The sequence below is a fragment of the Rhodococcus sp. ACPA4 genome (genome assembly GCF_002300185.1).
Taxonomy (GTDB): Bacteria; Actinomycetota; Actinomycetes; order Mycobacteriales; family Mycobacteriaceae; genus Rhodococcus_F; species Rhodococcus_F globerula.
Genome location: NZ_NSDY01000001.1, coordinates 4,365,769 through 4,379,725, shown reverse-complemented (window position 1 = coordinate 4,379,725; position 13,957 = coordinate 4,365,769). Strand labels below are relative to the sequence as shown.

The 13,957-nt window shown below is 62.7% G+C and carries 12 protein-coding genes; 8 read left to right on the top strand and 4 right to left on the bottom strand.

Features of this window, described 5'->3' with window-relative positions:
- The first annotated feature begins 14 nt into the window (after positions 1-14).
- The 3 genes from CJ178_RS20045 to CJ178_RS20035 all read left to right on the top strand — a co-directional run bounded on the left by CJ178_RS20045 (position 15) and on the right by CJ178_RS20035 (position 4,811).
- Positions 15-455 (top strand): DUF5318 family protein, encoded by a 441-nt coding sequence (locus CJ178_RS20045; protein WP_072782680.1) that lies wholly within the window; start codon positions 15-17, stop codon positions 453-455.
- Between the two features lie 574 nt (positions 456-1,029).
- Positions 1,030-3,180 (top strand): transglycosylase domain-containing protein, encoded by a 2,151-nt coding sequence (locus CJ178_RS20040; RefSeq protein WP_033237093.1) that lies wholly within the window; start codon positions 1,030-1,032, stop codon positions 3,178-3,180.
- A gap of 17 nt (positions 3,181-3,197) precedes the next feature.
- Positions 3,198-4,811, top strand: a complete 1,614-nt coding sequence (locus tag CJ178_RS20035) for a glycosyltransferase family 87 protein (RefSeq protein ID WP_373557459.1) — start codon at positions 3,198-3,200, stop codon at positions 4,809-4,811.
- A gap of 1 nt (position 4,812) precedes the next feature.
- Here CJ178_RS20035 and CJ178_RS20030 read toward each other — a convergent pair whose 3' ends face one another.
- Positions 4,813-5,049, bottom strand: coding sequence for a LuxR C-terminal-related transcriptional regulator (locus CJ178_RS20030; protein ID WP_306453204.1), 237 nt, complete (start codon positions 5,047-5,049; stop codon positions 4,813-4,815).
- Positions 5,050-5,312: 263 nt separating this feature from the next.
- Between CJ178_RS20030 and CJ178_RS20025 the strand changes: the two genes are divergently transcribed.
- Positions 5,313-9,158: an nSTAND1 domain-containing NTPase gene (locus tag CJ178_RS20025; protein WP_095887481.1), complete on the top strand. Its 3,846-nt coding sequence runs from the start codon at positions 5,313-5,315 to the stop codon at positions 9,156-9,158.
- 7 nt (positions 9,159-9,165) lie between these two features.
- On the opposite strand, the gene CJ178_RS20020 is transcribed toward CJ178_RS20025, so the two are convergent.
- From CJ178_RS20020 to CJ178_RS20010, 3 genes are read right to left on the bottom strand one after another with little or no spacing between them, the layout of a single operon-like run.
- Positions 9,166-9,918 carry a DUF4190 domain-containing protein gene (locus CJ178_RS20020; protein WP_095887480.1) on the bottom strand — a complete coding sequence of 251 codons (753 nt, stop codon included), beginning with the start codon at positions 9,916-9,918 and terminating at the stop codon, positions 9,166-9,168.
- Between the two features lie 47 nt (positions 9,919-9,965).
- The gene (locus CJ178_RS20015; RefSeq protein WP_095887479.1) at positions 9,966-10,550 is read right to left on the bottom strand and encodes a GNAT family N-acetyltransferase; all 585 of its coding nucleotides are present in this window, start codon (positions 10,548-10,550) and stop codon (positions 9,966-9,968) included.
- Positions 10,547-11,884 carry a glycosyltransferase family 87 protein gene (locus CJ178_RS20010; RefSeq protein WP_033237112.1) on the bottom strand — a complete coding sequence of 446 codons (1,338 nt, stop codon included), beginning with the start codon at positions 11,882-11,884 and terminating at the stop codon, positions 10,547-10,549. The genes CJ178_RS20015 and CJ178_RS20010 overlap by 4 nt, the downstream gene beginning before the upstream one ends.
- A gap of 201 nt (positions 11,885-12,085) precedes the next feature.
- Here CJ178_RS20010 and rpsF point away from each other — a divergent pair, with 201 nt between their 5' ends.
- The 4 genes from rpsF to rplI all read left to right on the top strand — a co-directional run bounded on the left by rpsF (position 12,086) and on the right by rplI (position 13,719).
- Positions 12,086-12,373 carry a 30S ribosomal protein S6 gene (gene rpsF, locus CJ178_RS20005; protein ID WP_003941237.1) on the top strand — a complete coding sequence of 96 codons (288 nt, stop codon included), beginning with the start codon at positions 12,086-12,088 and terminating at the stop codon, positions 12,371-12,373.
- 65 nt (positions 12,374-12,438) lie between these two features.
- Entirely contained in the window at positions 12,439-12,963 is a 525-nt protein-coding gene (locus CJ178_RS20000; RefSeq protein ID WP_033237097.1) for a single-stranded DNA-binding protein, read from the top strand.
- Between the two features lie 39 nt (positions 12,964-13,002).
- A complete protein-coding gene (gene rpsR, locus CJ178_RS19995; protein WP_003941245.1) occupies positions 13,003-13,245 on the top strand; it encodes a 30S ribosomal protein S18 in 243 nt (80 codons plus the stop codon).
- A gap of 18 nt (positions 13,246-13,263) precedes the next feature.
- Positions 13,264-13,719 carry a 50S ribosomal protein L9 gene (rplI, locus tag CJ178_RS19990; protein ID WP_033237098.1) on the top strand — a complete coding sequence of 152 codons (456 nt, stop codon included), beginning with the start codon at positions 13,264-13,266 and terminating at the stop codon, positions 13,717-13,719.
- Positions 13,720-13,957 lie beyond the last annotated feature (238 nt).

Genomic DNA, 13,957 nt, shown 5'->3' with positions numbered 1-13,957 from the left:
CGTACTCTGGTCAAGTGCGGATACAGCGGCAAGTTGTGGACTACGCGCTCGCGCGTCGGTCTGTGCTGGCCGAAGTGTCTGCGGGTAGGACTGGCGTCAAGCAGGTATGCGACGCCGATCCCTACCTACTCAGAGCCGCGAAGTTCCACGGCCGGGGCAGTGACGTTCTCTGCCCCATCTGCCGTAAGGAACAGTTGACGCTCGTGTCCTGGGTGTTCGGCGAGAAGCTCGGCCAGGTTTCGGGATCAGCCCGAACGACGGACGAGCTCGCTCGGCTTGCGGAGACAGCAGAGGAGTTCACGGTGCACGACGTAGAAGTGTGCCGTTCCTGCAGCTGGAACCATTTGGTGCAGTCCTATGTGCTCGGCGCAGTACCTGCGCCGCCGCGCCCGCGGAGAGCACGTCCACCGAGCAGACGAACGCAGTCTGCGAGCCGGCGCACCGCCAGCGAGTAACGCCACACCCGAAAAAGGGCCCGATCGAAGTCCCATGTGATCGGTCCATGACCACTGGAGATTTGATTTCGTGAGTTCCCCCGACAACACCCCCGGCGACCGTCCCTCGGGACCAGGTGGTCCGAGCGGTCCGCCGCAGGGGCGCCCCCCGCAAGGCCGTCCGCCTCAAGGTCCGCCGCAGGGCCGCCCGATGGGCCCGCCCCCACAAGGACGCCCGCCTCAGCAGGGACGCCCGATGGGCCCGCCGCAGCAGGGTCGCCCGATGGGCCCGCCCCCGCAGGGTCGACCGATGGGCCCACCCCCGCAAGGGCCCCAGCAAGGACGCCCGCCGCAGGGCCGCCCGATGGGCCCGCCGCCGCAAGGTCCGCAGCAGGGCCGTCCGCAGCAAGGCGCACCCCAGAATCGACCGGCACCGGGCGCCGAACCCACACAGCGCGTCGCAGCTGCTGCGGCACTGCCTCGCACTGATGCCGGTTCCCGTCCGCCCGCTGGGCCCCCGCCGACGAAGCCGCCGACAGGCGGTCCCGGTGGAGGCGACGGCAATGGTGGCGAGCCCCCGAAGGGACAGAAAGCAGTGAAGAAGAAGTCGAAGTGGCGCACAGTTCGCCGCTCGGCGTACGTGTTGGTGGCGCTCGGCCTGGTGCTGCCGGTGCTGGCCTTCATGGCGGCGTACATCGTGCAGGACGTACCGAAACCCGGCGACCTCCCGACCAATCAGGTTGCGACGATTTACGCGTCGGACGGAAGTTCGGTGCTCAGTACCGTTGTTCCGCCGGAAGAAGGCAACCGTCGCGAGGTGGCGCTCGACCAGATTCCGGTGCACGTGCGTAATGCAGTGCTTGCTGCCGAGGACCGGGATTTCTACACGAACCCCGGATTCTCGATTTCCGGTTTTGCACGCGCGGCCCGTGACAACGTCCTCGGCCGAGACAGTGCGGGTGGTGGATCGACGATCACGCAGCAGTACGTGAAGACGGCGGTTGTCGGTTCCGAGCGTTCGCTGACGCGAAAGATGAAGGAACTTGTCATCTCGTCGAAGATGGCAAACGAGTGGTCCAAGGACGACATTCTTGCCGCGTACCTGAACACCATTTACTTCGGTCGTGGTGCGTACGGCATCGAAGCCGCGTCGAACGCGTATTTCGGTAAGCCTGTCGACCAGCTGACCGTCGAGGAAGGCGCCGTCCTGGCGTCGTCGATCCAGCTGCCGTCGCTTCTCGATCCGGAGACCAATCCGACTGGCGCGGAATCGCGTTGGAACTATGTGCTCGACGGCATGGTGTCTGCGGGGACGCTGGATCAAGCCGCCCGTGCGCCCATGAAGTACCCAGGTTTCATTCCACTTTCCCAGGTGGAGAACGGAAGTCAGGGTACAACGGGGCCCGAGGGCCTGATCAAGAACCAGGTACTCCGCGAGATCGCGGATGCCGGGATCACTGAGCAGTCGCTCAATACCGAAGGCCTGCAGATCACTACGACTATCGATCCGCAGGCTCAGGCCGCGGCGATGGACGCCGTGCGCACCAATATGGAGGGTGAGAACGAGGAGCTTCGGACCGCCGTTGTTTCCGTCGATCCACGTACCGGAGGCGTCCGCGCGTACTACGGCGGCGACGACGGAATCGGCTTCGACTACGCAAATGCCGGCTTGCAGACCGGTTCGTCGTTCAAGGTTTTCGGTCTGGCGGCAGCGCTCGACCAGGGAATTCCGCTCTCACAGATGTACGACAGCTCGCCGCTGACGATCAACGGCATCTCGATCGGCAACGTCGAAGGTGAAAGCTGTGGAACCTGCACCATCGCAGAGGCTCTCAAGCGTTCGCTGAACACCAGCTTCTACCGTCAGATGCTCAGCCTCGACGGCAACGGACCGCAGGAAATTGCGGACATCGCGCACAAGGCAGGTATCCCGGAGAACATTCCGGGTATCGGCGAGTCGCTGACCGAGCCCGACGGTTCCGGCCCGAACAACGGAATCGTGTTGGGTCAGTACCAGTCTCGGGTACTGGATATGGCGTCGGCGTATGCAACTCTCGCGGCGTCAGGCACGTTCCACGCTCCGCACTTCGTGGAGAAGGTTGTTGCCGCAGACGGAACGGTTCTCCTGGACCGTGGTACGCCGACCGGTGAGCAGCGGATCGATCCAGCTGTCGCGGACAACGTGACTGCGGCGATGCAGCCCATCGCGGCGTACTCACGTGGCCACAACCTGGCCGGTGGACGTCTGTCCGCATCGAAGACGGGTACCGCTCAGCTCGGTGACACCGGGCAGAACAAGGACGCCTGGATGGTCGGCTACACGCCGTCGCTGTCGACTGCTGTGTGGGTCGGTACCGCGGACGGTCAGGCGATCACCAACTCGAACGGCGGATTGATCTACGGTTCCGGGCTACCTTCCGATATCTGGAAGGACACGATGGACGGTGCGTTGGACGGTACGGACAACGAGACGTTCCCCAAGCCGGGCAAGATCAACGGCCAGGCCGGTGGTGTTCCCGAGTACACGGCTCCCGCTGCTCCGAAGACGTCGGCGCCGCCGACAACCACGGCAGAGCCCAGTACGACTACGGCGCCGCCGGTTGTCGTGACCACGACGGACGTGGAGATCCTGCCGGGCATCACGATTCCGATTCCGGGAATCTCGAGGCCGACCACGGAAACCGAGGAACCGGGCGCCGTCACCACGACGGAAGAGGCTCCGGCGGGTGTCAGTCCCGGCCGCTAAGGCGGTAGCCTCGCGGAGTGGCCGCCAATGTAGATGATGCCGATGCGACTTCTGTGACAGACGATGCGGAGTCGCAGGCGATCGAGTCTCCTGCGCCGTTGGCGGAGGACACGCGGTCGGCAGATTGGCGTGACGTTCCCAGTCGTAACGATGTAATGGTGTCTGCGTTGTCAGGCACGGTAGGTGGTCCGGTCGGTCGGCATGCGCTGATCGGCCGGACCCGTTTTTTCACCCCGATGCGGGTCATCTTGCTGTTGGCCGTCGTGTTCCTGGCGTTGGGGTGGTCGACCAAGGCTGCGTGTATTCAACAGGCGCCGTTCGGTGAGCAGGGGCAGCTGGGTCTGGACTGGGGAGGCTCCCGCCAGTACGTCGCCTTGTGTTACTCGGACACAGTTCCTCTGTACGGTGCGGAGCGCCTCGATCAGGGTGCGTTCCCGTACAAGAAGTCGTGGGAGGAAACCCGATCCGACGGTTCCGTGCAGACGCGGTACATGGAGTATCCGGTTCTCTCGGGGCTCTATCAGTACGGCTCCATGAAGGTCGCAAAGGCGTGGGATTCGATCACGTGGCTGCCGGGCGCAATTCAAGTTGCCCTGTACTTCAACGTCGTTGCGTTCGGCTTGGCGTTGGCGTGGTTGGTGACAGTGTGGGCGACGACGCTCTTAGCCGGCAGGCGGATGTGGGACGGCGCGTTGGTCGCGTGTTCACCGCTCGTGATCGTGCACGTGTTCACCAACTTCGATCCGTTGGCGACGGCATTTGCCATGGGCGGTTTGTTGGCATGGGCGCGTAAGCGACCGGTCCTCGCGGGCATTTTGTTGGGGTTGGGCGGCGCCGCGAAGTTGTATCCGCTGTTGTTGCTCGGCCCGCTGCTGGTTCTGTGCCTGCGGGCGGGCAAGACGCGTGAGTGGCTGGTGACGGCGCTCAGCGCGGCCGCGGCGTGGCTGGCGGTGAATCTTCCGATCGCAGCGCTCTACCCGCACGGTTGGTACGAGTTCTTCCGGCTCAACTCCGAGCGCGGCGCCGATCCGGACTCGATCTACAACGTAATCGCGTCGTTCACGTCGTGGACGGGCCTCGACGGTCCCCTGGCGCAAGGTGAATCGCCGTCGAATCTCAATGCCGTGTCGTTCATTCTCTTTGCTGTGGTCTGCGTGGGAATCGGTTACGTCGCCTTGACGGCGCAGCGACGCCCCCGCGTCGCGCAACTGTGTTTCCTGCTTGTCGCGGGGTTCTTGCTGACCAACAAGGTGTGGAGTCCGCAGTATTCGCTGTGGTTGGTGCCGCTCGCGGTTCTTGCGCTACCGCATCGCCGACTGCTTCTTGCCTGGATGACCATCGACGCGTTGGTGTGGGTACCGCGGATGATGTACTACCTCGGAGTCTCGAACAAGGGTCTGCCCGAGCAGTGGTTCACGGGAACTGTTGTGCTGCGCGATATCGCGGTTCTCGTGCTGTGTGCGGTCATTCTTCGCCAGATCTACCGCCCCGACGAAGACCTTGTGCGGTACGGGTTCATCGACGATCCGGCCGGTGGTGTTCTCGATCAGGCACCGGACAAGCAGCCGTCGTGGTTCCCGGGGTGGCTGCGTCCGAAACCGGTGCGCGAGCCGGAGCTTTCGCCCGTCTGAATCACCATTCGTCGAGAGTGGTGTGACCGTCCTGGATGGCGCGCGCGAACAGTGCCGCTTTGGTCGGCGCGGGTCGCCCGACGTTGATGTACTTGGTCCTGATCCGGGAGATGTGCGTGTTGACAGTGCCGACGCCCACGCTCAGTTCGAGCGCAACTTCCTGTTTGGAATCTGCCCGAAGCCAGGTAAGCAGGACTTCGATTTCGCGGGCGCTCAAGCGCGGTGTACGAGAGTTCACGCGGCGTCCCCTGACGAGAACCATGCATGTTGGGGCCATTCGCGTCGACTGGACAAGCTCCATGACAAAGACACCTTTCGGCTGAGGTTCCAAGGGAGGAAGTGCCCGCATCGGCGCAACTTTGCAGAAGGGCTGCGGGCGGGCCGGAATGCGACGTGATCAGTATGTCCAGGCGTTCGCTCGAAATTCCGGTCGAAGGCGCGATCGATACACAGTCCATACAACGCGCGATTCTCTGACCTGGTCGGATAAAGTGCCTCGCTATGAACTCGAAGGCGGAATCCGGCACCGAAAATCATGTCGATCCCGCAAATATCGAGTCGCGGGGGCAGTTTGCTGAATCGCTAACTGCGTTGCGGAAGTCCGCGGGGCTGACAGTCCGCGACGCCGTCGAACGGTCAGGCGGTCTCCACGGAACCGTGGCCGGGTGGTTTTCCGGGCAGCACCTTCCGACACCGAACAGCATGCCGAAGTTCGTTGCGCTGTTGAAAGCATGCGGAGTCGATTCGGGCGAGCAACAGGAGAGCTGGATCAGCGCGGTCCAGCGCGTGCGGCAACTGACTGCCCGCCGCCGCGGCGACACCGTCGTTCCGTATCGCGGACTCGAATCCTTCCGTCAGGAGGACGCCGAGTGGTTCTTCGGGCGAGGCGAACTCACCGCTGCTCTGGTGGAACGAGTCGCGGCGGCGACGCGGGGTGAGGGCAGCCGTCAGTTCATGGTCATCGGAGCGTCTGGCTCCGGTAAGTCGTCGTTGCTGCGGGCTGGTTTGGCTCCGAAGATTGCCGACGGCGATCCGCGGTTCGGCGGTTGGCACGTGGAGGTTCTGCACCCGGGTTCGGAGGACATTCCGTCGTCGATCGGCGACACTCCCGCGGTCCTGATCGTCGATCAGTTCGAGGAACTGTGGACGCAGCGCGATCGTGATCGTCGCGAGGAATTCCTTCGGGCGCTCGCTGATCTGGGTGAGACCACGATCGTCGTGATCGGGATGCGGGCCGATTTCTACGGGCTTGCGGCCGAGGAGCCGTTGCTGCTTCCGTTGCTCGACGATTCGCCGATGGTGGTCGGTCCGCTCACCGAGGAGCAGTTGCGTGACGTGATCGTCGAGCCGGCAGTGAAGGCCGGGATGACGGTTCAGAGTGAGCTGGTTCAGGTTCTGGTCGGTGAGCTGACGCCGCGCGGTTCGCACACGGCAAGTGACCCGGGGGCACTCCCCCTCCTGTCCCACGCACTGCTGGGAACCTGGCAGCGCTCCACGCGTAAAACCCTGACGGTGTCCGACTACTACGCAACCGACGGCATCGCGGGTGCAGTTCAGCAGAGCGCCGAGGAGGTGTACGGCGAGCTGACCGAGCGGCAGCAGAAGTTGGCGCGCAGGATCTTCCTCCGGTTGGTCAACGTCGACGAGGTCACGCAGACGCGTCGACGAGCTCCCCGTACCGAGCTTTTTCTCGGCGACAACTTCGGCGACGTCAATACCGTCATCGACCTTTTTGCGCTGAGGCGTCTGTTGACTGTGGACGAGGAGACCGTCGAGGTTTCGCATGAGGTATTGCTGTCGGCGTGGAGTCGGCTGCGCGATTGGATCGATTCGGATCGCGCCGGTCTGGCGGTCCACCGCCGATTCACCTATGCGGCGCAGGTGTGGGAAGACAGTGGCCGCGACCCCGGTGCTTTGCTCGGGGCTGCCCGCCTACATCTGACCGAAGAATGGCTACGTACCGGTGAATTGGGGCTCGAACTGGAACCAAGCGAGACCCGCATCGCCGATCTCAACGCGACCGAGCGAGAATTTCTCGCCGCAAGTATCGCGTATCGGGATCAGCAGGAAAGTGCAGATCGGCGACGGACCCGCGTGCTACGACGGCTTGTCTCGGCGCTGGCTGCCGCGTCGGTGATCGCTTTGGTGCTGGCTGTTGTTGCGATGGTCGCCGGGTTCAGTGCCAATCATCAACGCGTCGAGGCAGATACGGCCCGTGACGAAGCGATGTCCCGCCAGGTTGCCACCGAGGCGACTCGGATGCGCGCCAAGGATCCGTCGTTGGCGGCGCAGCTTGCGCTGGCCGCGTATGACGTCAGCGAGACCACGGAAGCCCGCTCGGCGCTGCTCGACGCGTCGGGTGTGCATGCGGCGACGCGCATCGTCGGCCCGCCCGGTGCCATGAAAGCTCGAATCAATCCCGCGGGAACCATTGTGGCCGTGGCAAGTTCCGACGGAATGGTCCGCCTGTATCCGATAGTCGAGGGTGCCGCGTCGGTAACGCCGGTGTCGGAATTCTTCGGGGTGGCGGCAGGGACGGCTCTGTTTGCGGCGTCGTTCAGTCCGGACGGGCGTTTGCTGTCGACCGGTGGAGCAGGCGGCGGCGCGCTGTGGGATGTGTCGGACCCGGCCAACCCGGTGCGCGGAACACTGTTCGTCGACGCGGATCACGTGGTGCAGGACATGGAGTTCAGTCCGGACGGAACCAAGTTGATTGCCGGCACGTCGACGCCGGACGTGTTGCGATGGAACATCGACGACACTGCCGACGCGGTTGCACTGCCACCGCTTCCGCATCCGGCTTCGGGAACCGTCACTGCCACGTTCAGTCCCGACGGCCGTTTGCTCGTGGCCGGTGGGCGCCAGAGCACTCTGCGGGTGTGGGATGTGACGCAGTGGGACAATCCCACTGCGCCACCGATTTTTGCAACCGAACCCGACGGCACCACCAATCACTATCTGGGTGTTGCGTTCAGCGCCGACGGGCGGGAATTTGCTGCGGGATCTACGGCGCGAGAAGTGGTGCGCTGGGACATGGCAGATCCGGCTCGCCCGCGCCCATTGGCTGCGCTCACCGGGTTTTCCAGCTACGTCAACGAAATCAACTACAGCAACGACGGAACCCGTTTTGCTGCAGGTAGTTCCGACAACACCGTGCGAGTGTGGGATCCGCGTACCGCAGCGCTGATCGAGGTGCTGCCGGATTCCGGCGCCATCACCACGGTCGACTACAGCGAGGACGGGCAGATTCTGGTCACCGGCGGACTCAACGGGGTGACACGCGTGTGGTCGATGCCGGGGCCCGTGTGGGCGGGAGCACGAGACACCATCTACACCAGTCCTTTTGCCGGTGACGGTTCGCGACTTCTGGCTGGCGTCGGCGCCAAGGGTAGTGCGTTGCTGGCGTGGAACACCGAGGATTTCGACAATCCGGTGTTGATGCCCGAGATGACACCCCGCGGTGAGGACAGGTTCACCGGGGCGTCGGCGATATCGGCAGATGGCCGGCTGGCGGTGGCCGGAACAGGTACGGGTGGAGCGTATTTGTGGGACATCAGCGATCCGACGACGCCGAGACTCGCCAGTGACCGGCAGGAGTACGTCGATGGCATCGTGGCCGTTGTTGCACTCGACCCGTCGGGAACGCTGTTGGCGGTGTCGTCACAGGATGACAACGTCTTTGCCTTGGTCGACGTCTCCGATCCTGCGGCGCCCGAGCTTCTGTCGAGGACCGATGCCGGGTCGTACCCGCAGATGATGGCGTTCCGGCCGGGTGACACCACGCTGGCCGTTGCCAACGCCAAGAACGAGGTCGATCTGTGGGACATATCCGATCGAGCTGCTCCGCGGATTGTTGCCAGTGTCGGCGGTTTCGAAAGTTATGCCCAGGCGGTGATGTTCAGTCCGGACGGTACGCTCATGGCGACCGGTAGTGCGGACCACAGTGTGCAGTTGTGGAATGTCGAGAACCCTTCGGAACCAAGGCAACTCGCACGAATGGTCGGTCCCGAATCGGCGATCTACTCAGTGTCCTTCAATCGGGCAGGTGAGTTGCTCTCGGCCGGCGTGGGTGATGGCACGGTGTGGTTGTGGGACATCACGGCGCCGCAGGACCCCGAGCGGTTTGCAGTGTTGACGGCGCAACCCGTGCGAGTCAACGATGCACAATTCGCGGGTGCGGCCGACCTGATTGCGGGTAGTGGCACCGAGAAGACAATTCGCGTGTGGGGCACCGATCCGGATGCTGTCTCCGCGCGGATATGCAGTACCGCCGGAACTCTCATCACCGAGGCCGAATGGGAGCGATACCTCCCCGGTGTGCCGTACCGAGATCTGTGCGAGGCCTAGAAGCCTCTCAGTTCAACCAGACTTCGACGGCCGGTTCGCTGCCCAGTTCACTTCCGCCGTCCAGGACAAGTAATCCACTGGGGCTGAGTTGGTAGGTGACGTCGTCGTTGCGGGCGGCAAAGCCTTCCCTGGTACGGATCGGATCGTCGATCTCGATTGTTGCTCCGTCACTGAGTCTTTCACCCTTGTAGTAGTAGCGGCCGACACCGGTTTCACAGACGACGACTCGTGAACCGGTAGTGATCGCAACAGCAACGGCGGGGTTGGACGCATTGCAGCGGGGACCGTTCGAGATGAAACCTTGCCGGTCCGTCCCGGTGACGGTGGGAAGGGGGCCGGACACCGTCGTGGTTACCCGGGGCGCGGTGGTTGTTTGTGGAACCGTTGTGGTCCGGGGTGCCGTGGTCGCTGCGTACGACTGCGCGGTGGTGTAGCTGTAGGCATTCGACCGGGCGTCGTCAGCAGCCTCCGTGACAGCGGTCGCGAACAGTCCCCAGAAGGCGATCCACGCGATGAAGAAGAGTATGCCGATCGCGGTGAAGATGTAACCGAGGATCAGGCCGGCGAGTGCCAAGCCGTCGCCCTGCTCACCGGTCCGTTTGATCTGACTGCGCGCGATGTGGCCGAACACGATTCCCAGTGGGGCAAAGAGGAACGCGAATACCAGCGCCAGGACCGCCAAGACGTTCGTTGGCTGCGGTTGCTGCCAGTTCTGTTGTGGGTACTGCTGCTGGTATCCGTACGGTCCCGGTTCGCTCATGCACTGATTTTGCGGTACGAAGTCAGGCAAACCGCGCAGGCGGTTGGTTAGCTGCGGACGCGTCGCTCCAACTGCGGTGCGATAGTCGGCCAATCCTCGTCCGTCATGGAAAAGAGGGCGGTGGTGCGCCAACTGCCATCCGTTCGCTGGCGGTGCTTGCGGAGCAAGCCCTCGTACTGCGCGCCCAGCTTGGCGATGGCGGCCCGGGATTGTTCGTTGAACTCGTCCGTGTGCCATTCGACGCGGACGGCGCCGAGATCGTCGAATGCCCGACGCAGCAGGAGAAGTTTTGCCTCCGGATTGATCCGGGTTCCCTGAGCGGACTTCGACAGCCACGTGTATCCGATCGCGAGACTGCGATACGCCGGGGCGATTTGATACAGCGAGGTGCTGCCCACTACGGCGTCGGTGCGCGTGTCGATCTGGGCGAACGCTACCCGATCCGGATTCGAGTCGGCTGCCTCGATGTAGGCGACCGCCTCTGCGTGAGTGTTGATCGGTGCGGCTGTCCAGCGGAAGATGCTCGGATCGTCCGACGCGGCAATCAGTGCGTCGGCGTGCTCACGGACCAACGGTTCGAGCCGGACATGCGTGCCGGTCAATGTAGGTGATTGAAACCAGCTTTCGGTCATCTGCTGAGCTCCGGTATCGGTGGGGTTTTCTCGACAGCCGTCCCGGCGAGCGGATAGCGCAGCGGTACCCGCAAGAACAGGAAGAAGAACACGGCCAGCAACACCACATGACCCCACACGCTGGCCTGCACGACGGCTTCGTACTTGCTCGGATCGAGGTTCATGTCGAGTTGGTAGAAGTAGCGGAAGATGCCGATTCCCAGTGCGGCATCGGCCACGAGATACGCGGCGATCCAGAACCATCGGATCTGAAACAGCACCAGGAACGGCAGCAGCCACAAGGTGTACTGCGGCGAATTCACCTTGTGCAGCAAGATGAATCCGCACAACATTGCCGCGCTCACCGCGATCCACGGGAAATAACCGTCGCGCACAAAGCGTCGCCAGCCCAGATACATCGCCAACGCGAACGACAACAGGATCATCAGAGGGGACAGGATGCTCACCAATGCGTCGTAGTCCGCGTTGAGTTCGCGTACACCGAAGCCGTAGAACGGTCGAAGACCCCAGAACCACAGCGAATTGGTGGTGATGTCGGCGCTGCGCTTCTCCTGGAAACTGAAGGACGCACGCCAACCGTCGTACGAGATGAGGGCAAACGGAAGGTTGACGAGAACCACCGTCGCCACCGCGGCACCAGCCGTCATCAGCGCGCCGCGTACGTCGTACTTCTTGCCGTCTCGGCCGCGTGTCAGGACATACGCGAGAAGCGGAAGAACAAAGATTCCCGGATACAACTTCAGGCAGAAACCGATGGCCAGGATGATCGACGCCAGTATCGCCCGCGTCCGAAAAGGTATGCGCTCGAACGTCATCACGAAGATCGCGCCGACGCTGGTTGCGACAACGGGCAGCTCCCAGTTGTGGAACGCGTACAACACCAGTGGCGGGGTGGCCGACCAGATCAACGCGTACGCGCCGCTCATCCGGCCAAGCATCCACGCCGTCAGCAAGCCGAACGGGGCCAGGATCAACGCGGAATGCAGCAGGAACTCGGCATCGTTGTGGGATCCGATTCCGCCCAGCCACATCAGGATTCCGCTGAGCACCGGATACTCGACGGTTCCGCCGTAGAGGAAACCTTCTGGCGTGATGCCTCCAGTGACAAACGGAAAGAGGTGCTGGTCGATGCCGCGTCCGAGCCACAGAAGCTGGATGTCGGAGTAACAGACGCGGACGTTCTTATCGACATCGAAGGCAAGGCTCCGGCCGTCCGGCGCGAAGGGCGCGCCGGCGCATCGCGCCTTGTTGAAGTAGCCCAGAGTCATGGCCAGCCCGCAGAGACCGACGACAAGCGTCAGGATCGACGCCGAGGTTTTCCGGTCCGTTCGCATGAAGCCCACCCTAGGGGCTCGCGCTGCAAGACGGTTCGACGAGCGTCCGTAAGCGTTCTGGGCGTTTCCTGTGATCGGGGACGCGATTTCGCTGGTCAGGGGCACCTCGTGTAACCTACGAGGGTTGCTGACGCAACGACCCTCCTGCCACGGATAGTCCGTGGCCGTTTTCACTTAGTCCACAGGAGGTGATGAGGTCTTATGCGTCATTACGAATTGATGGTCATCCTTGACCCCAGCCTGGACGAGCGCACTGTCGCTCCTTCGCTGGATACGTTCCTCAATGTTGTGCGCCAGCACGGCGGCACGATCGACAAGGTCGATGTCTGGGGTAAGCGTCGTCTCGCCTACGAGATCCTGAAGCATGCTGAAGGTATCTACGCGGTGATCGACATCAACGCCACTCCCGCCACCGTTGCTGAGCTCGATCGTCAGCTCGGTCTGAACGAGTCGGTTCTGCGCACGAAGGTTCTGCGCCACAACAAGTGATTTCTGTCGGTAGCGAACTCTAACCTCGCACCCAACAGACTTACATCAAAAGCAGGAGGAACCACATGGCTGGCGACACCATCATCACCGTCATCGGAAACCTGACGGCTGATCCTGAGCTTCGTTTCACCCCGGCGGGTGCTGCGGTGGCAAACTTCACGGTTGCTTCCACACCCCGCACCTTCGACCGTAATTCCAATGAATGGAAAGACGGCGATGCGCTGTTCATGCGTTGCAACATCTGGCGCGAAGCAGCCGAGAACGTCGCGGAGAGCTTGACCCGTGGCTCACGAGTAATCGTGAGCGGCCGGCTCAAGCAGCGTTCGTACGAAACTCGTGAGGGCGAAAAGCGAACTGTCGTCGAGCTCGAAGTTGATGAAATCGGTCCTTCACTGAAGTACGCCACGGCAAAGGTCAACAAGGCCAACCGTGGTGGCGGCGGTGGCGGCGGCAACTTCGGAGGTTCCTCCGGCGGATCGGGCGGCGGACGTCCGAGCGCTGCACCTTCCGGTGGAGACGATCCGTGGGGCAGTGCCCCTCCGGCTTCGGGCTCCTTCGGTGGCGGCGGCAACGACGAACCGCCTTTCTGATCCGTACCTGATCAGGGACATCCAGAAAAGAGCAAAGACATGCCGAAGCCGCCCTTGCGCGACAAGGTTATGAAGAAGAAGGTCTGCACCTTCTGCAAAGAGAAGAACACGCAGATCAACTACAAGGACACGACGTTGCTGCGTAAGTACGTCAGCGACCGCGGAAAGATCCGTGCTCGTCGTGTCACCGGCAATTGCGTCCAGCACCAGCGCGACGTTGCCATTGCCGTCAAGAACTCACGTGAGGTAGCACTGCTGCCTTACGCCACCGTGGCTCGCTAAGGAAAGGGAGGAAAGAACATGAAGCTCATCCTCACCGCTGACGTGGACAACCTCGGTGCGCCTGGCGACACCGTCGAGGTCAAGGACGGCTACGGCCGTAACTACCTGCTCCCCCGCCGGCTGGCAATCGTCGCTACTCGTGGCGCCGAGAAGCAGGTCGAAGGAATCCGTCGTGCACAGGAACTGCGCGCAGTGCGCGGCCTGGACCACGCCAAGGAGCTCAAGGCCGCTATCGAGGGACTCGAGTCCGTAACGCTGTCGGTCAAGACCGCCGGTGGTTCGGGCAAGCTCTTCGGTTCCGTTACCGCTGCTGACGTCGCTGCTGCGATCAAGGCTGCCGGTGGACCGGTTATCGACAAGCGCACCATCGCGTTGCCGAAGGCTCACATCAAGAACACGGGCAAGCATGCCGTGTCCGTGAACCTGCATCCCGATGTGGTTGCCAAGTTCAACCTGAACGTCGTCGGCGCATAGTCGATTCGTTCTCCGGGCGAGCCCCGCACACTTCGGTGTGTGGGGCTCGACCTTTTTGTGCACATAGCGACTCGATCCGGGGTTGGGGATAACTGTCACAGTGTGACGTTCAACTTGTTGATCCATGATCATTTGGGCTCCGCAACACGCCCGACACGCCGACGCGCCGACTGTCGAGATAGTTTTTTCATCAACAGGTGTGTGAAATTGCACATGCACATCTACCTGGGGTTTTATG

Bases quoted from the DNA above. Each gene is read 5' to 3' on its own strand.
- CJ178_RS20020 (WP_095887480.1), bottom strand. From the start codon at position 9,918: ATGAGCGAACCGGGACCGTACGGATACCAGCAGCAGTACCCACAACAG.
- rplI (WP_033237098.1), top strand. From the start codon at position 13,264: ATGAAGCTCATCCTCACCGCTGACGTGGACAACCTCGGTGCGCCTGGC.
- CJ178_RS20000 (WP_033237097.1), top strand. From the start codon at position 12,439: ATGGCTGGCGACACCATCATCACCGTCATCGGAAACCTGACGGCTGAT.
- rpsR (WP_003941245.1), top strand. From the start codon at position 13,003: ATGCCGAAGCCGCCCTTGCGCGACAAGGTTATGAAGAAGAAGGTCTGC.
- CJ178_RS20015 (WP_095887479.1), bottom strand. From the start codon at position 10,550: ATGACCGAAAGCTGGTTTCAATCACCTACATTGACCGGCACGCATGTC.
- rpsF (WP_003941237.1), top strand. From the start codon at position 12,086: ATGCGTCATTACGAATTGATGGTCATCCTTGACCCCAGCCTGGACGAG.
- CJ178_RS20025 (WP_095887481.1), top strand. From the start codon at position 5,313: ATGAACTCGAAGGCGGAATCCGGCACCGAAAATCATGTCGATCCCGCA.
- CJ178_RS20010 (WP_033237112.1), bottom strand. From the start codon at position 11,884: ATGCGAACGGACCGGAAAACCTCGGCGTCGATCCTGACGCTTGTCGTC.